The 17,149-nt window shown below is 71.3% G+C and carries 12 protein-coding genes and 1 tRNA gene; 4 read left to right on the forward strand and 9 right to left on the reverse strand.

Annotation, left to right across the window (positions count from 1 at the left end; genetic code table 11):
- Positions 1–74: 74 nt before the first annotated feature.
- On the forward strand, positions 75–566 hold the full coding sequence (locus tag BMZ16_RS10390; protein WP_369822578.1) for a nucleoside deaminase: 492 nt from the start codon (positions 75–77) through the stop codon (positions 564–566).
- A gap of 62 nt (positions 567–628) precedes the next feature.
- On the opposite strand, the gene BMZ16_RS10395 is transcribed toward BMZ16_RS10390, so the two are convergent.
- A complete protein-coding gene (locus BMZ16_RS10395; RefSeq protein ID WP_089801001.1) occupies positions 629–1,519 on the reverse strand; it encodes a Sir2 family NAD-dependent protein deacetylase in 891 nt (296 codons plus the stop codon).
- Between the two features lie 84 nt (positions 1,520–1,603).
- Between BMZ16_RS10395 and BMZ16_RS10400 the strand changes: the two genes are divergently transcribed.
- A tRNA-Ser gene (locus BMZ16_RS10400) sits at positions 1,604–1,690 on the forward strand.
- Positions 1,691–1,757: 67 nt separating this feature from the next.
- On the opposite strand, the gene BMZ16_RS10405 is transcribed toward BMZ16_RS10400, so the two are convergent.
- The 6 genes from BMZ16_RS10405 to BMZ16_RS10430 all read right to left on the reverse strand — a co-directional run bounded on the left by BMZ16_RS10405 (position 1,758) and on the right by BMZ16_RS10430 (position 12,287).
- The gene (locus BMZ16_RS10405) at positions 1,758–4,970 is read right to left on the reverse strand and encodes a type I restriction endonuclease subunit R (protein ID WP_089800230.1); all 3,213 of its coding nucleotides are present in this window, start codon (positions 4,968–4,970) and stop codon (positions 1,758–1,760) included.
- Between the two features lie 67 nt (positions 4,971–5,037).
- A complete protein-coding gene (locus BMZ16_RS10410; RefSeq protein WP_089801003.1) occupies positions 5,038–6,747 on the reverse strand; it encodes an ATP-binding protein in 1,710 nt (569 codons plus the stop codon).
- A 137-nt stretch (positions 6,748–6,884) separates the two neighbouring features.
- Entirely contained in the window at positions 6,885–7,427 is a 543-nt protein-coding gene (locus BMZ16_RS10415) for a hypothetical protein (RefSeq protein WP_089800232.1), read from the reverse strand.
- A 27-nt stretch (positions 7,428–7,454) separates the two neighbouring features.
- Positions 7,455–8,654: a restriction endonuclease subunit S gene (locus BMZ16_RS10420; RefSeq protein WP_089800234.1), complete on the reverse strand. Its 1,200-nt coding sequence runs from the start codon at positions 8,652–8,654 to the stop codon at positions 7,455–7,457.
- Positions 8,647–10,269 carry a class I SAM-dependent DNA methyltransferase gene (locus BMZ16_RS10425; protein WP_089800236.1) on the reverse strand — a complete coding sequence of 541 codons (1,623 nt, stop codon included), beginning with the start codon at positions 10,267–10,269 and terminating at the stop codon, positions 8,647–8,649. The genes BMZ16_RS10420 and BMZ16_RS10425 overlap by 8 nt, the downstream gene beginning before the upstream one ends.
- Positions 10,270–10,274: 5 nt before the next feature.
- Positions 10,275–12,287 carry a hypothetical protein gene (locus BMZ16_RS10430; protein WP_089800238.1) on the reverse strand — a complete coding sequence of 671 codons (2,013 nt, stop codon included), beginning with the start codon at positions 12,285–12,287 and terminating at the stop codon, positions 10,275–10,277.
- A 170-nt stretch (positions 12,288–12,457) separates the two neighbouring features.
- Here BMZ16_RS10430 and BMZ16_RS10435 point away from each other — a divergent pair, with 170 nt between their 5' ends.
- Both BMZ16_RS10435 and BMZ16_RS10440 read left to right on the forward strand, forming a co-directional pair.
- Positions 12,458–13,039 carry a coiled-coil domain-containing protein gene (locus BMZ16_RS10435; RefSeq protein WP_089800240.1) on the forward strand — a complete coding sequence of 194 codons (582 nt, stop codon included), beginning with the start codon at positions 12,458–12,460 and terminating at the stop codon, positions 13,037–13,039.
- Between the two features lie 544 nt (positions 13,040–13,583).
- Positions 13,584–14,981: a hypothetical protein gene (locus tag BMZ16_RS10440; protein WP_089800242.1), complete on the forward strand. Its 1,398-nt coding sequence runs from the start codon at positions 13,584–13,586 to the stop codon at positions 14,979–14,981.
- A 505-nt stretch (positions 14,982–15,486) separates the two neighbouring features.
- Here BMZ16_RS10440 and BMZ16_RS10445 read toward each other — a convergent pair.
- Both BMZ16_RS10445 and BMZ16_RS10450 read right to left on the reverse strand, forming a co-directional pair.
- Entirely contained in the window at positions 15,487–15,999 is a 513-nt protein-coding gene (locus tag BMZ16_RS10445; protein WP_143082795.1) for a hypothetical protein, read from the reverse strand.
- A 460-nt stretch (positions 16,000–16,459) separates the two neighbouring features.
- Complete coding sequence (locus tag BMZ16_RS10450) at positions 16,460–17,101, reverse strand: SMI1/KNR4 family protein (RefSeq protein ID WP_089800246.1); 642 nt, start codon at positions 17,099–17,101, stop codon at positions 16,460–16,462.
- Positions 17,102–17,149: the final 48 nt, after the last annotated feature.

Raw genomic sequence — 17,149 nt, forward strand, 5'->3', positions numbered from 1 at the left:
AGCCGATGCAGGGCACACCCGACGCGGGCCGTCCCGGTGGCGTGGGTTCCGCGACCGACGCGAGCGCGCCGGACGTGCCGCGGGTCGTCGTCGGGGAGCGCTCCGCCTGGGCGACGGCCGCCGACGAGGCGGCGATGGACCTCGCGCTCGCGGAGGCCCGCGCGGCGCTGGCCGGCGACGACGTGCCCGTCGGTGCGGTCGTGCTCGGGCCGGACGGCACGGTCGTCGGCCGCGGGCGCAACACGCGCGAGGTGGACGGTGACCCGACGGGCCACGCGGAGATCGTCGCGATGCGGCAGGCCGCCGCGGCGCTGGGCCGGTGGCGGCTCGACGGGTGCACCCTCGTCGTGACCCTGGAGCCGTGCCTGATGTGCGCGGGTGCGGTGCTGCAGGCGCGCGTGCCCCGCCTGGTGCTGGGCGCGTGGGACGAGAAGGCCGGCGCCTGCGGGTCGCAGTGGGACGTCGTGCGGGACCGCCGATCGCCGCACCGCGTCGAGGTGGTCGCCGGGGTGCGGGCCGCGGAGTCCGCCACGCTGCTGCGGGACTTCTTCGCACCGCACCGCTGAGGGACGGGGACACCCGCGCGTCGCGGACGGTGGGGCGCCCCCAGGCGCGCCGCTCCGGCTGCTCAGCGCTGCGGCGTCGGGAGGAGCTCGGCCAGCTCGGACAGCGTCTCGCTGGTGCCCGCGTCCAGGGTGACGGTCGCGTACCGGTCGCCGCGGGTCGCCCCCCGGTTCACGACGACGACGGGCTTGCCGGCCAGCGCGGCGTGCCGGACGAACCGGCGCCCCGACTGCACGGTGAGCGACGACCCCGCGACCAGCAGCGCGTCGGCGGCCTCGACCATCGCGTACGCCCGCTCGACGCGCTCGCGCGGCACCGTCTCCCCGAAGTACACGATGTCCGGCTTGAGCACGCCCCCGCACTCGCGCGCCGCGTCCTCGGGGTCCGGCTGCCAGCACCCCTGCACGCGGAAGTCCGCGGTCTGCTCGACCACGGCGTCGGCGTCGGGCGCGATCTCCACGTCCGCCACCTGCCCCACCCGCTCGACGAACCCCGGGTTGAGCGCCTCCAGCCGGTCCGCCAGCGCGGCGCGCGGCACGACCCGGTGGCACCGCAGGCACACCACCCGGTCGTACCGGCCGTGCAGGTCGATGACGTTGTGGGAGCCCGCCGCCTCGTGCAGCAGGTCCACGTTCTGCGTGATGACCCCGTGCACGACGCCCCGCTGCTCCATCACCGCCAGTGCCCGGTGCCCCGCGTTGGGCAGCGTCCGGTGCACGTGCCGCCAGCCCACGTGGTTGCGCGCCCAGTAGTGCCGCCGGAACGCCTCGTCGCCCACGAACTGCTGGAACGTCATCGGGGTGCGCGGCGGGGAGTCGGGCCCGCGGTAGTCGGGGATGCCGGAGTCGGTCGAGACGCCCGCGCCCGTCAGCACCGTCAGCCGGTGGCCCGTGAGCAGCGCGACGACGTCTGCGAGCGACCCCGCGGTGACGGGGGCTGCCTGCGACGTGCTCACCGGGCCACGGTACGACGGCACGCTGTGAGCGGCCCGGGGGCGGATTGGGACCGACGGCGTCGACCGGGTACTGTGACCCCCCGAGGTAGCGTGTCCGAGCGGCCTAAGGAGCACGCCTCGAAAGCGTGTGTGGGTGAAAGTCCACCGTGGGTTCAAATCCCACCGCTACCGCCGCCAGCCGAAGGGCCCCACCCGCACGATGTGCGAGTGGGGCCCTTCGTCGTTCGTCTGCACCCGGTCACAGCGTTCCGCCGGGCCGTCCTTCGCCCTGTCCGTCGACAAGGCGAGGCGCCATGGACTCCATCTGCTCCATGACGAGCCGGATCGCGCCCTGCTGCTTGTCCGGCGGGTAGTCGTACTTCACGAGGAGCCGGCGGATGGACGACCGGAGCTTCGCCTTGACGTCGTCCCGGACTGTCCAGTCGGTCTTGACGTCGCGGCGCATGATCGCGACGAGCTCGCGGGCGATGTCGGCCAGGACGCCCTGGCCCTGGACCTCGACTGCGGACTCGTTGGTCGCCACCGCGTCGTAGAAGGCGAGCTCGTCCTCGTCCAGCGGGGGATCGAAGTCGGCGCCGCGGTTCTTCTCGTGCGCGACCTCCTGGGCGAGGGCGATCATCGCGGCGATGACCTCGGCCGACGTCAGCTGCTGGTTGGTGTACCGGGTCATGAGCTCGAGCAGACGCTCGGAGAACGCCCGCTGACGAACCAGGTTGTGACGCGTCGCCGCCCGGCCCTCGGACAGGATGAGCGCGCGCAGCGCCTCCACGGTGAGGTGCGGCCGCTCCGAGTTCCTGGCCTGGGCGAGGAACTCTTCGTCGAGAGCCGTGAGCTCCGGCCGGGGCACGCCGGCGGCGTCGTAGATGTCGAGCACCTCGGTGGAGACCATGGCGCCGGCGACGAGCTCGTTGAGGACCCGCTGGACCTCCTCGGGGATGGGCTCGCCGCGGGCCTGGCGCTCCTCCGCGTCGAACTTCGCCATCCAGACGCGGACCTCTTCGAAGAAGCGCGCCTCGTCACGGACGGCGGCGAGCTCGTCGGTGCCCCCAGCGATCGCCCAGGCCCGAGACAGCTGCCCGGCGATGCGGCGGTACTGCGCCGCGACGCTCTCGCCGTCGTCGTCCTGGTCGTCGGGTCGGGGGCGGCGCAGGTGCTCGACGGCGCCGAAGACGGCCTTGATGTACGCCCGGGGCCCGGGCAGGGCCAGGGCGCTACGCCAGTCGAACCCGGTCAGCAGCTCCTCGAGGCGGCTCAGCAGCTCGTGCACCAGCGCGACGGCGTCGTCGACCGACCGGCCGATGGGCTTGGTCTCCTGGTCGGTCTGCGTGTACTCGGCCAGGGCCTGCGCCAGGTTGTCCGCCAGCGGCGCGTAGGCGACCAGGAGGCCGTCCTGCTTGCCGCGGAACGTGCGGTTCACCCGGGCGAGCGTCTGCATGAGCAGCGCTCCGCGCAGCGGCCGGTCGAGGTAGAGCGTGTGCAGCGGGGGCGAGTCGAACCCGGTGAGCATCATGTCCTTGACGATGACGATCTCCAGCGGGTCGTCCGGGTCCTTGAGGCGCTGCTTGATCACGGCGTTCTCGGAGTCGCGTCGCACGTGGTCGGCGACCGGCGGCACGTCCGACGCGGTGCCGGAGTACACGACCTTGACCACGCCGCCGTCGAGCGCGTCGGAGTGCCAGTCGGGCCGCAGAGCGACGATCTCGGAGTACAGCCGCGCGCAGATCTCCCGGGTGGCGCCCACCACGAGGGCCTTGCCCGGCACCTGGGGCCGATCCGGGGTGCTCAGTGCCGCGGACATCGCCTGCCGACGTGTCTCCCAGTGGGCCACGAGGTCCTCGGCCAGGATCCTGAGCCGCTCGGGTGCGCCGTAGACGGCATTGACCACGGCGACGGACTTCTCGATCCGGTCGCGCTCGGCGTCGTCGAGCCCGGCCGTCGCCTCGTCGGCGACAGCGTCGATGAGGTCCTCGGTGACGGACTCCGCGAGCCGCACCTTGACCAGGCGCGACTCGAAGTAGACGGGGACGGTCGCGCCGTCGTCGACGGCCCGCGTCAGGTCGTAGATATCGATGTAGTCGCCGAACACCTCCCGGGTGTTGCGGTCGGCGAAGGAGATCGGCGTGCCGGTGAACGCGATGAGCGTCGCGTGGGGGAGCGCGTCGCGCAGGTGGCGGGCGTAGCCGTCGAGGTCGTCGTAGTGGCTGCGGTGGGCCTCGTCGACGACGACGACGATGTTGTGCCGGTCCGACAGCAGCGGGTGTTCGGCGCCGGACTCCCGCTCGGCGAGCGTCCGCCCGAACTTCTGCAGGGTGGTGAAGTAGATGCCGCCCGACGCTCGGCCGGACAGCTCGGCGCGCAGCTCGGCGCGCCGGCGCACCTGGACGGGCTTCTCCGGCAGCAGCAGGCTCCGGGCGAAGGTCTCGTACAGCTGGCCGTCGAGCTCGTTGCGGTCGGTGACGACCACGACGGTCGGGTTGGCCATCCGCGGGTGCCGCAGCACCTGGTTGGTGTAGAGCTCCATCTCCATCGACTTGCCGGAGCCTTGCGTGTGCCAGACGACGCCGGCCCTGCCGTGGGTCGCGACCGCCTGGACCGTGGCCCCGACGGCCTTGGTGACGGCGAAGTACTGGTGGGGCTTGGCGATCCGCTTGCTCAGGCCGTCCTCACCCTGGTCGAACGCGACGAAGCCGGTCAGCAGCTGCAGGAAGCGCAGCTGGTTGAACAGGCCCCACAGCAGCAGGTCCAGGGCCGTGTCGCCCTCCGCCATGGCTGACGTCGGGACCGGCTGGCCCTCCTCGTCGACGTGCCACGGCGCGAAGTGGTGCAGGGGCGTGAACGGTGTGCCGTACCTGGCGAGGATCCCGTCGCTGGCGACGGTGAGCACCGCGAACCGGAAGGCCAGTGGGAACTCGCGCAGATAGGTCTGCAGCTGCGCGTGCGCGGCGCCGACGTCGGCGCTCGCGCTGCCGGCGCGCTTGAGCTCGATGACCGCCACTGGCAGGCCGTTGAGGTAGAGCACGACGTCGAACCGGCGCTCGCGGTCGCCGCGGGCGATGGTCACCTGGTTCGCGACGAGCCAGTCGTTCTCGCTCGGCTCGGTGCTGACGAGGCGGATCGTGGGCGTCTGCTCCTGGCCGTCCGCGTCGATGTACGTGACGCCGCGGAAGCCCTCGGTGAGGAAGGTGTGCAGCCGGTGGTTCTCGGTGAGGGCGTCCTGGGAGGTGGGCGCGAGGATCGCGGCGAGCGCCTGCTCGAGGTACTCCCGTGGCACGGTCGGGTTGAGGTTCCGCAGCGCGGCGCGCAGACGCGACGGGATGACGAGCTCGTCCCAGCTCTCCCGCTCCCCGGAGCCCGGCGCGATAGCGGAGCCGTGCACCGGCTTCCACATGAGCTCGCCGAGCACCTCCAGCGTCAGGCTCTCCCAGTCGTCCTCGGACAGGTGGCGGGTCATGGGGTGCCTCCGTTCACGGCGATGGTGCGGACGTGGTGGTCGTGCTCGGTCGTCGTGAGGGCCGCCGTCATGAAGCGCCTCCGCCGGTCCAGCGGTACCGCCGTCGAGGGCTGCGCGGGGCACCGAGCCCCACGACGTCCCCTGCGGCGGTGAGCTCACGCAGGTCGTTCAGCACGGCGGACCGTGAGCGCCCGGTGAGCTCCATGAGCTCTGCGGACGTCATCTCCCCGCGGCTGCGCAGTGCTTCCGCGACCGTGGCGACGGGGAGTCCGCTGAACAGGTCGGGCTCGGCTGGGCGGCCGGCGGCGGGATCGAGCACGTACTGCGCGTACCGGCGGCCACCTTCCTTGATGGCGAGGCCCTGCTCGACGAGGTCCCGCAGGACCTGTCCGGCGGCGACCCGGTCGACGCCCCACTGTCGGAGCATCTCGTTGGTCAGGTACCCCTCGCGGAGCATCGCCAGTGCGATGAGGTGCGCCTGCGTGGGCAGATGCGCCTTCAGCCCCGCGATCCAGTGGCGCACGTCCGGGCTGAGGAGCTCCGAGCGTGCCATCGTGACGACGAAGCTGGTGATCGAGCTGCGGAACTGAGGCCGGGGGAGGCCGCGGCGGCGTGCGACATCGAGCATGGCCGGAATGCCGGAGGAGCGGTTCTCGGCGACGAGCTCGTTCGACGAGGGCAGGTAGGTGTCCGCGAGGAGACTGGCGAGCACGGCGTTGCGTGACGACGAGATGCCCTCTGTGCCGAGGTCGTCGATGAGGACGCCGCCGTAGAGCCCGCCGGGGCTGCGCACGACGAGCCGGTCGGGGAAGAGGTCGATCTGCACCTGGGTGCCGCGTGTGACGGGGCTGTAGTCCCGGTGCATCAGTGCGTTGACCACTGCCTCACGCACTGCCTCGAGCGGGTACTCGACCTCGTCCGTCCGGCCGCCGCGATCGGTGATGACGGCGCGCACCGCCAGGTTGCGGCGCAGTGTCGACAGCGTCGTCTCGACCATCTCGGGGATGGACCCTCGGATGGTCTGGTTGTCGAGGAACCGTGTCCCGGAGCCGGGGTCGGGCCCGTGCACCACCACGGAGACCATCAGCTGAGGAAAGTGTTGCTGGGGGAACTGTCCGAAGGTCAGCAGCCCGGCGAGCGTGAGCGGTGCGTCGGCGTCGGCCCCGGCCGTGATGCCCAGCCGGAAGAGGAGGCTCGGTTCGTCGGCCCTGGCCAGCTTCGGGTAGCCCGACCGCATGCGCTGCACGGTGCGGCGGAGGGCGTCGTCGTCCAGGTCGGCTGCCGAGGTCCCGACGACAGCCTCGCGGTCGTACGCGGGCTGCGCTCGTGAGGCCATCACCATCGCGATCTCGGCCTCAGTCATGCGCCGGTCACCGTCGCCGCCGCGAAGGTAGGAGCCGGTGATGATGCCCTGGCTGGTCACGTACACCGGCCGGCGGTCCGCCGTGACCGGGGGGACCTCGGCGACGACGACGGTGTTGCCCTCCACCTCGACGAGGTCCGTGCTGACGAGGAGTGCAGGGGTCATGTCGTCCCGGGACATCTGCACGAGCCCGTCGCGCAGGGCGATCGGATCGTCGAGCGGGACTGTCGCGAAGCCTGTCTCCTCGTCGACTCCCAGGAGGACGGTGCCGCCATCGGAGTTGGAGAAGGCGCTGAGGGTCTCGCGCAGGCTCTTCGGCAGTCCGCCGGCGGCTCGCTTGGCTTCGACGCGGGTGGGCTCCCCGCCGATGCGGCGGAGCGTGGCGAGCAGCTCGTGGACGTCGTCGACGCTCATGGCGCCCATCTCAGCACTCAACTTCACACCTGCCAAGTCTGTTGCGAAGTAGAGTGCGAAGTAAGTGAAGAAGGCAAGCCGTGCACCCGCATGCCGGGGGCTGTGCCGTCTGCCCCGAGCGGCCCATGCCCCGCCCGTTACCCATCACTCACCGTCAGGACACCGTCGAGGCCACGGTCGGGGTGGTAGGACCACGACACGGTCAGGTCACCCCAGCTCTCCGACTGCCGACCGTCCATCGATGTTGTCTGGTCCATGTGCGAGACCACCGCCGATGGCATGTCGAGCGCCGTGAACACGCACACGATGTCGGTGATGTTCGCACCGCGGAGGTCGTCGTCGCCCTTCATGTCGAAGGTCAACGACCGCCCCTCGTCCGCGACGACGATCCCGTCGGTGCCCGTGACTCCGCAGGTCTCGACTGCGTCGGGGACGACGGCGGCCCGCGCGGCGCGCGCCTCCTCCGCCGCGGCTTCCTCGGCTCGTGCCTCGGCGTCGGCCCGGAAGGCGGTGATCCCGGCTACCAGGCCAGCGCCGATGAGGACGCCTGCTGCCCCCGTCGCGACCGGCAGCAGCCACGGGCGGGTCGGTCGCGACGGGGGCGAGACGGTGAGCGGAGGAGGATCTGACGGCGGTGCGGGTGGCGCGGAGCCGTCGTGGTCCGGCGGCATCTCGGCCATGGTTCCCCCTGCATGTGATCAGTCGGTTCAGGTGAGGTCTTCGGCAAGGCGCTCAGCGTCCTTGACCCGGAGGGCGCCGGACATGAGGGCGGGGAGCAACGCATCTCGTGTTGCTGAGAGCTTGACGTTCTCGGAAAGAGCAGCGTGAGTCCGTGCCCGGAGCGCGTCGATCTCAGCCCGCCTTCCGTCGCCCAAGGCCGCCGGGTTGCCGGTCATCGTCGACAGCACCTCGTCGGGCTTCACGCGCTGGTGCGAACCGGATGTGCCAGCCACTCTGGCTTCCAGCGACGCGCTGAATGGCGGCTGGGCGAGAAGTGCCCACAGCACGGCCGTTGACGTGCCCATCGGGTGCAGGACGACAAACTCGGTCGAACCGAGGGCCGGGGTCGCCCCGCAGGTCGGCACTTCCCAGACGCGGGGGATCCGAGGATTGAGCTTCGAGACCAGGACCGCCGGGCTCGAGATCTTGAACTTGCCGCTCTTGATCGATTCGGGGGTCACAGCCTCTGGAAGCTTGCCCGCGTCGAAGCCCGGCAGGCTGTAGAGATCAACGACGTCGTTCGAGAGGGATGCGGGATCAACCATGCTGCGGGCGACAGTGGCGATGTCTCTGAGCATGGTGTCCTGCGGTACGTCCGCCGCGAGGGAGAGAGCAAGCGCGTCGAGCGCCCGCGACGTGCGAGTGTTAGCGGCGATCTTGTCGTCGAGCGCGCCCAGCACCTCGGCGATCGCCCGCTGTTCGCCAATGGGCGGCACGTTGAGCATCAGCGAACGCTGCTGAGTGAGGCTCACGTAGGGCGCCATGTCGGTGCTCGACTTCATGACGTCGAGTTGTGCCTGGATAACGCGAGACCTCAAGGCGATGTTGAGGTAGACCGGGTCGAGTTTCTGATGGTCGAGCGACCGCCAGAACGTCGTTTGGGGTGAGCAGACGAAGGGGGGTGAGCCTGGTGGGACGTAGGCAACCTTTCCCACCGTTCCCTTATGGGACAGCAGAGAGTCCTGTTCGCGACCGATCCCCTTGCGGATTCGCAGCAAGGCCTCGTCGTTGATTCCCTCTGCGCCAGTGAAGTCGACGGTGCCCGAAGTCATGTCAGCGGCGCGAATGTACGGCGTCCCCCCCGCAACGAACTCATGCGGTCGCGGCCGGTACTCACCATGGTTGCCGTCCTCGACGCGCAGGACGCCAGCGGCCTCCAACGCTGCGACGCTTCTGGTGTCAGCCACGGACCCGCTCCAGCTGCTCGCGCACGACCTTCTCCAGGCGTGCAGACTCGTCGAACGCGGCGAGCAGCTCGCCGCGCAGCCGCTCGATCTTCTGCTCGAGTGGTTCCCCGTCGTCCTCGGCCTCGGCCGCGCCGACGTACCTGCCCGGCGTCAGGGCATACCCGGCCTCCTTGATCTCGGCGAGGGTCGCGGACCGGCAGAAGCCGGGGATGTCGTCGTACGTCACGCCCGCCTCGACGGCGGACGGGGTGCCGCGCCAGGCGTGGAACGTGTCGGCGATTCGCGCGATGTCCTCATCCGAGAGGGCGCGCTCGGCGCGGTCCACCATGTACCCGAGGTCGCGGGCGTCGATGAACAGGACCTGCCCGGTCCGGTCGACGGAGCCGCGGGGGCCGGCGGTCTTGTCGGTGGCGAAGAACCACACACACACCGGGATGCCGGTCGATCGGAACAGCTGGGTCGGCAGGGTCACCAGGCAGGAGACGAGGTCGGCCTCGACGATGCGGGCGCGGATCTCGCCCTCGCCGCCGCTGGTCGTCGACATGGAGCCGTTGGCCATGACCACGCCGGCGGACCCGCCCGGCGCAAGCTTGGACAGGATGTGCTGGATCCACGCGTAGTTGGCGTTGCCGGCCGGCGGGACGCCGTACACCCAGCGAGGGTCGGACTCGGCGCGCGCCCAGTCCTTGATGTTGAACGGGGGGTTCGCGAGCACGTAGTCCATCTGGACGTCGGCGTGCTGGTCGCGGGCGAACGTGTCGCCCCAACGGGACGCGAGGTTCGCGTTGAGACCGTGGACGGCCAGGTTCATCTTGGCCATGCGCCAGGTGCGCTCGTTGGCCTCCTGCCCGTACACGCTGATCGCCTGGCTGTCGGCGTCGTGGCGCTCGAGGAACTTCTCGGTCTGCACGAACATGCCGCCGGAGCCGCAGCACGGGTCGTACACGCGCCCCCGGTACGGCTCGAGCACCTCGACCAGGACCCGGACCACGCCGGGCGGGGTGTAGAACTCGCCGCCGCGCTTGCCCTCGGCCGCGGCGAACTTGCCCAGGAAGTACTCGTAGACCTCGCCGAGCAGGTCCCGCGCCCGGGTCGCGCCGTCGCCGCGGAAGCGGGCGTCGTTGAACAGGTCGATGAGCTCGCCGAGGCGGCGCTGGTCGACGTTGTCCCGGTTGTAGATGCGCGGGAGCGTTCCGGCCAGCGACGGGTTCGAGCCCATGATGTGGTCCATCGCGCCGTCGATGAGCTCGCCGATGGTCTGCGCGGCCCGTCCAGCCTCGGCGGGCAGCCCCTTGGCGTGCTCCGCGAGGTACGCCCACCGTGACGTTGCCGGCACCCAGAACACTCCGTGGCCGGTGTACTCGTCGCGCTCGTCCAGCAGGCCCTCGATCTGGTCCTCGCGGTAGCCCTCGGCGGCCAGGTCCGCGCGGATCTGGTCGCGGCGCTCCTCGAAGGCGTCGGACACGTACTTGAGGAAGACCAGGCCGAGGATGACGTCCTTGTACTGGGAGGCGTCCATCGACCCGCGGAGCTTGTCCGCGGCCTTCCACAGGGTGTCCTTGAGCTCTTTCATCGTCATCGGAGCGGAGGGGTCAAGTCGCTTGCGGGGGGGCATGCGGGTCAGCCTTCCATCGGGGTGGTGCGGATCGGGGGCAGGAGGGACACCGCGCCGGACGACGTCGCCTCGACGAGGCCGGCGGTCAGGGCGTCCAGGGCGGCGAGGCGCGCGGTGAGGACATGGCGGGTGAAGTCGACCTCGGCGAGGGCGTCCCGCGCGGTCGCCGCGACGGCGGTCGGGAGAATCGGGACTGGCCAGGCCCGCCAGTCGCCGTGGCCGGGGGAGGTCCGCACGGCGTGGGCGACGACCTCGGGGATGAGGCCGGGTGGCGCGGACTGCGTCACCCGCAGCGCGCGGGCCGGGGTCGCGACGACGGCGAAGCCGTCACGGTCCACGAGCGCGGCAGCGCGTGGCGCAGTGCAGAACACGACGTCGCCGGGCTGGGTGAAGCGGCTCGCCGGATAGGCGGCGGCAAGGCCGAGCCGGTCGATGCTGCGGTGCCCGGGCAGCGGAGCGGTGAGCGTCCACGGGGTGTGGACCGTGACGCCGCCCGGCGCGTCGGTCACGTCGTCCTCCGCGAGGCGGTTGCCCGGCAGAAGGCGCAGGTGGCCGAGCTCGACGAGGCGGCCCAGGGTCACCAGGACGGGCCCGCCGACCTCACCGGGCACGACCTGCCACGCGGTGAGCGTGGCGTCACCGCCGGTGCCCGCGCGGGCGAGCAGGTCGTGCAGCGCTGCGGCGGTCTGCCCGGCGTCCGTTCGGTGGCGGCGGCTCTGGGGGCGGACGGTGAGCAGGTCTGCGGACGCCGCCACGACCGTCGTCGTCGGCACGAGTCGTGCGAAGCGGAACGCGTGCGATCTGGCCGCCTTGGAGGCGGTCGAGAGCAGGTCCGTGACCAGGTCGGTGGCGGCCGCGGCGTCCAGCGTCGTCGCGCTGAGGTCGGCGAGCGCGACGCGGTGGTCAGGGCTGCGGACGTCGCCGGCGCCGGGGCCGAGGAGCCACAGGCCCATCTTCTGCCGCACCCGGCTGGGCCAGAGCCCGGCGGGCAGGCGGACGATCCCCCGCACCCGGCCGGAGCGCAGGACGGTCGCCCGGTCGGCCTGCAACTGCGCGGGCAGACCCCCGCACAGCGCGGACGCCGGCCCTACGACCAGGGCGCGGCCGTCGGGGGGCAGATCCGCCTCGGTCTGGAGCAGAGCGGCGACGACGTCCGCGTCGGTCGCTTGCGGCCGGGTCGCGGACGGGACCACCACCAGCACGGCGGCGCCCCTGGGCGGCAGGACCGCGCCGTCGTCGGTCTCAGCCTCGACGATCTCCCAGCCGCCGGCCAGCAGCACGCGCCGGGCGAGCCGAGCCTCGGGGGCCGCGGGCGTCGGGAGGACCGCCGTGCCGGGCTCCCCACGATGTGCGGCGAGGGCCAGCAGCAGGTCTGCCTCGCCGTGGGGCGCGACCAGCGGCGCGGCCGTGTCGGCAGGGACGAGCTCCGCGGCGAGCTGCCCGAGCAGGGCGGTCGCGGTGGGGGCGAGCGCATGGTCGGTGACCGCGGTCAGGCCCAGCCTGCGGTGCCGCGAGAGGATCGTGGTGGCCGCCTGGGCCGGTGTGAAGGCCGCGGAAGCGAGCGCGTCGGCGTGGCCGGCCCACAGCACGGCGTCGGCGCCGAGGGCCGCGATCTCGCGGTAGAGGCAGAGGTCGTCCGGGTCGACGTCGTCGGCGAGGTCGATAAGGTCCGCGGCGGCAAGGCCGTCCAGGGTGATGCCGAGCTGGGCCTTCAGCGCCAGGAGCGCGACCAGGCCGTGGGTCACGACCGCGCGTTGCGGCGGATCGAGCACGTCGAGGGCGGCCGCCAGGGCCGCGTCCTGCCGGGCCGTCGGGTTGTTGCCGTGGCCGGTGCCCTCGAGCCACGCGACGACCTCGTCGAGGGAGAAGACCTCACGGCCGCTGCGGCGGTCCAGCGCGGCGGGGAAAGGGGTGTCGCTCGTGGCGAAGCGCGTGCGCCAAGTCGAGACCACGGGACGCCGGACACGGGCGAGCTCGGCGATGTCGCTGAGCGTGGCGAGCTGCGCGGTGCTGCTCATACCCGAGTCACCTCCTCCGGCGTCGTCGTTGGGCCTGACTGTACGCACGGGGCTAGCGGTCGCCGGGGGTGCATCGCTGATAAGCCCCCTTATCGACCAACGGCTATGCCGGAGGCGTCGGCGGGGCCAGGCTGGTCGCCAGCAGCCCACCTACGACGAAGGAGCACGACATGAGCACTCAGGACACGGACGCCCCGGCCTTCGGCGCGCCGGCCCCCGCCCCGACCCCGCGCCCCCAGCGGCGGCGCTGGGTGTGGCCCGCGGTGACCGCCGGCGCGCTCGTCCTCGGCGTCGCGATCGGCGGCGGCGGGAGCGCCAGCAGCACCGAGCTGGACGCCGTCACCGCCGAGCGCGACACCCTCGCCCAGCAGCTCGAGACCGCCGAGGCTGCCGCGAAGCAGGCCGAGGACGAGCTCTCCGCGAAGCAGGGGGACATCGACGCTCAGGCCGCCGAGCTCGACGCGCGCAGCGCGGCCCTGGACGAGCGCGAGGCGACCATCACGCAGGCGGAGGAGGTCGTCGCGGCGAGCCAGATCGCGATCGGCACCTGGACCGTGGGCATCGACATCGAGCCCGGCACGTACCGCACGGCGGAGCCGGTCCCCAGCTCCTGCTACTGGGGCATCTACCGCAGCGGCACCAACGGCGGCGACATCATCGAGAACGACATCGTCCAGGGCGGCCACCCGACGGTGACGCTCCAGGAGGGCCAGGACTTCGAGAACGGCTGCGGCGTCTTCGTGAAGCAGTGAGGACGTGCCCGGCGCCTCGCAGGGGGACGCGCCGGGACGCACCAACACAACCGCGCACCGCGTGCACTGACGCTCAAACGGCGGGCGGCCGCACATGGGGGCCGCTCGCCGTTGGGATGACCGCGGACGGCTGCGCTCTCTTGGCGAGGCTGCCGGCCGCCGCGCGGTGCGGCCGGTTGTGTCGACACTGCCGCGCTTCCCTCCGAGCCACCGTGCATTGCGCAGGCGGGACCTTCCCGCTCGCGGAGGGGGAGCACGCCGTGGACGGCTACAGCATCATCGAGTTCATCAACAGCCTCGGCTTCGCCGAGGAGACCCTCGTCGACCTGATCGGCCTGCCCGCCGTTGGGGTGCCCGGCACCAGTCGCCCGATGTAGGTGCCGACCGTCGCGGCGCTGAGGTCGCTGCGGTGAAGGCCGTCGATGCCCGGGTTCGGCCAGTCGCCCCTTGAAGCGCGCCGCCGGGGTACCTCTAGGTCACCGGTCACGCGGCCCGGGGTGCGGCAGACGTCCCTGGGGACCGTCGCGGCAGGGGCCGGTCAGGTGTGGAGATCGCGGTGATCATCGGCCGGGTGGTCGGCGAGCACGCGGTCTACCTTGGCCGCTCGAGACCAGCCATGTTCGGAATGTGCATCGCGGTGTGGGTCAAGGGCATGAGGATGAATGTCGATCCGTATCGAGTGGCGGACTCGTGCACGAGCCCAAGCACCTCGCCGTTCACCAGAGGAGACATGGCGATGACTGACGAGATTCAGCTGGTCAGCGACGGCGACGGGCTCGCGGTGATCGGCCGCGATGCGGCGGCTGTACAGCGGTTCCTCCGAAGAGCGGGGCTGTGGACGGACTCGAAGGAGCTCGACCTGCACCGGCTGCGCCCGGCCATCGCTCTCGGTGCGGAGGTCGTCAAGGAGGCCGCGGAGTTCGCAAGTCACGCAGGCCGCTGGGTCAAACTGACCGAGGAGTCGGCACGGCTCGTTCAGGAGCACGGCCTCATGGAGAGTAAGACTGAGGGCGTCAGGCACCTGATGGTCGGCACACCCGGAAACGTGCAGAAGTGGCTCCAGACCGAACACGGCCTGGGCTCGATCATGACCAATCCGCAGGTGCTCTCGGGTGTCGCTGGGATCATGACCCAGGCCGCAGCGCAGCAGAGCATTGCTGAGATCAAGGAGTACCTCGCGCGGATCGACGAGAAGGTCGACGCAGTGCTCCGCAAGGTCGATGACACCGTCCTCAAGGACATGGATGGCGCCCGGAGCCAGATCAGGCGTGCCGCGACGCGGAAGGAAGCGGAGGGCAGAGTCACCGGAGACTCGTGGTCCGAAGTCCAGACTGCGTCAGGCAAGATCGGCGACGTGCAGGCATATGCACTGCGCCAACTCCGCGCGCGTGCGGAGACTCTCGAGCAGACGACCCGGGTTGGCGGGCTGGCGCACGCCGCGCAAGAGGCCGAGCGGGAGGTCGCCGAATGGCTGGCCGTGCTGGCCGAGTGCTTCCAGCTTCAGGAAGAGTTCGACGTCCTCGTGATCGACCGGGCGATTGACGAGCCCGCCGAGGCCCTCGAGGCGTGCCGTCGTGGCTTGGCTGCGGACCGTCGTGACCGCCTGGACCTGATCGCCCAGTGCACCGGGAGCCTGCTCGCTCGCATGGATGCGGCGGTAGGGGCGGCGAACGCGAAGCTCTTCTGGAACCGGGGAAAGGCGCCCATGGTGATCGAGTCGGGCCGACACGTCGCACTCGGCGTCGACGACTTCCATCGGCTGCTAGGGATCAGCGGGGACTCACGGTCCTGGGAGCAGCGGCGTCTTGGGCGCATCGCAGAGATCGGCGCTCAGGTGATTCAAAAGACGAAAACCTATGCGCCCGCCGTCGCGACAGCGGGTGCTCTGGTCGTCACTGCTGTCGCCGCCGGCTCGAAGGCAAGAGGCGACGGCGAGTCCTGATCGTTGCCGGTGCTCCCTGACGCGACGCGAGTCCCCGTCGCCTCCACCTACTTGCTGCTCGTCGGATCCATGTAGTGATTCGCGCTGGACGGGCCTGAGTACGCGGGCAAGAGACCGCGGCGAGGGAAGAGCGCCGTGCCCGTCGGGTGCGGCCCTTTCAGAGCGCGGGGCGTCGTGGGCGGTCGTGGAACCCACGTGCGAGCCCGGCCGCTTCGCAGGGCGCCTACCGCACGTTCGAGGGACGTGGTCTGCTCCAGCGCTCGACGCACCGCTGCCGTGTTCGAGCGCTCGTTGCCGAGCGCCTTGATGGCTGCGCGGATGTCGGTGAGGTCGTCCAGGAGCCGTCTCTCGACGCGTCGCAGGTATGAGGCGTCGTAGGCGCGACGGCCTGTCTGCATCTCCTCCGCCCAAGCCAAGCGTGCACGGATCGAGTCCAGGGCGCCCCGGAGCTGCGCGGGGTGAGCGCAGACGATGTGCCTCTGCGAGGGGTCCGATCGGCGAGCGCTCACGCGTCAGCCCGCCCGTTGGTCGCGTCGAGGACGAGGGGGAACGCGTCGATCCAGGGCGTGTGCGCTCGCCCGGTGAGAGCGATCTGGACTGCTGCCGCGACCAGGTCGATGATCCCGACGGGGGTGAGCGGGCCTGGGCCGATGTGGTGCACCTCGACCTCTGCTCCGTCGATCGATTCCAGCGCGTCGCGGGCGCGGGCCCGGGTCGTCGTGTCGAACTGGTCGAAGTACCCCCGCTGCTCCAGGCAGTCGACGACGTCGTCGTCCGCGCACACGCGAGCAAGCCACACCGGACGATCAGGGTTGATCTGCATCTCGCCGGCATCGAGGTCGAACGCGTCACCGACACGTGGGGCCGCCGTGGTGACTGCTGCAAGCGCGTCGAGGAGGTCGTCGATCGCGCTCCCCAAGAGCCTCTCGCTGAGGTCGGTCAGCGGGACGTTGCCCGCGAGTCGCAGGACTCCAGCTGTCGAGATGCAGGACTCGAGAAGGTCGTTGAACACGTTCATGCCGCGCGGCATGCCGGAGAGGGAGTTGGGTCGCACGTCGAGCTCCTGTCGTCGAAGGGTCTCGAGGGGGTGCCCATCGGCTCCGCCCTCGTTACCTAGAGCCCGAGCGGGGAGACCATTCCGCGCCTGGCGCCCGGGTTCACCCGTCTGATGTCGACGTCTCCACCCGGATGGCGCAGTCTTTGCCCGCGCGCACCTGGGGACGGCGGGCGGCCGCGCAGCCCGCGTCTGTCCAGGTCAGCGCGTCACGGTGTGACCACTTCGGCTTAGTCCGTGTGACGCCCTCGCGGACAACCAGGTTGCCGCGCAGGTCAGGACAGTTGTGTCACCACCCCGCCAGGGGGTACTGACGGAACTCAGTGCCTTGAAGTGACAGAACCCCTCGCGGGGGCCCGGAAGGGCGTCCCGCGGGGGGGGGGGGGGGGGGGCAGTCGTTCCTGCGGTGCTCCTGACGCAGCCCCTACGTGATCTCGGTCCACCGGATCCGCTCCGCCACGGGCCAGGTCCGGTCGACCTTCGGCAGCAGGGCCGGCTCGACCGCCCACGTGCCGTCCGGCTCGACCCGCCACGCCCCGCGGTCGATCATCTCGTGCCAGCGCGCCACCCTGGCCGGCAGCGAGCTGTGCGCCACCCACTCGGTCCCCGACTGCGGGTCGTACCGGAACGTATCGGTCGACCCGTCGGGCCCTGTCGCCAGCACGAGCGGCAGCAGCCACGAGTCGAAGACCACCCACTCACGCCTCCAGACGGCGGCCTTCTCGCTGTCCGAGGCGTGCGGGTCAGTCAGCAGGTCGTCGTCACCGCAGATGCGGTGGTACGTCAACGAGGTCTCGAGCGCCGTGCCGAGGTCGTAGAACGCCCCTCCGGGGGTCAGGCCGGGGAACTGGACGCTGGTGCCGACGTCGGTGCCGACCCGTTCGCCGTCGTGCCACGCCCACACCGCGGCGACCTCCTCGCTCAGGGTCAACCCGTGGGCGGCAGCCACCCGCCGGATCTGCGCCGAGCCCAGCCCGGGACGCAACCGGTCGACGACGGACGCGCCCAGGTGCGCCAGGCGCTCGACCCATCCGTCCAGCGCGGCGACGATCTGAGCGCCGCTCATCAGGGCACAGGTGTCAGCGCGCTGTCGCACCACGCCAGCGTCGGCAGC

Origin of the sequence: Cellulomonas sp. KH9 (assembly GCF_900114185.1) — a bacterium.
Lineage (GTDB): Bacteria > Actinomycetota > Actinomycetes > Actinomycetales > Cellulomonadaceae > Cellulomonas.

Bases quoted from the DNA above. Each gene is read 5' to 3' on its own strand.
- BMZ16_RS10405 (WP_089800230.1), bottom strand. From the start codon at position 4,970: ATGACCCGCCACCTGTCCGAGGACGACTGGGAGAGCCTGACGCTGGAG.
- BMZ16_RS10410 (WP_089801003.1), bottom strand. From the start codon at position 6,747: ATGAGCGTCGACGACGTCCACGAGCTGCTCGCCACGCTCCGCCGCATC.
- BMZ16_RS10415 (WP_089800232.1), bottom strand. From the start codon at position 7,427: ATGGCCGAGATGCCGCCGGACCACGACGGCTCCGCGCCACCCGCACCG.
- BMZ16_RS10425 (WP_089800236.1), bottom strand. From the start codon at position 10,269: ATGCCCCCCCGCAAGCGACTTGACCCCTCCGCTCCGATGACGATGAAA.
- BMZ16_RS10430 (WP_089800238.1), bottom strand. From the start codon at position 12,287: ATGAGCAGCACCGCGCAGCTCGCCACGCTCAGCGACATCGCCGAGCTC.
- BMZ16_RS10435 (WP_089800240.1), top strand. From the start codon at position 12,458: ATGAGCACTCAGGACACGGACGCCCCGGCCTTCGGCGCGCCGGCCCCC.
- BMZ16_RS10445 (WP_143082795.1), bottom strand. From the start codon at position 15,999: ATGAACGTGTTCAACGACCTTCTCGAGTCCTGCATCTCGACAGCTGGA.
- BMZ16_RS10450 (WP_089800246.1), bottom strand. From the start codon at position 17,101: ATGAGCGGCGCTCAGATCGTCGCCGCGCTGGACGGATGGGTCGAGCGC.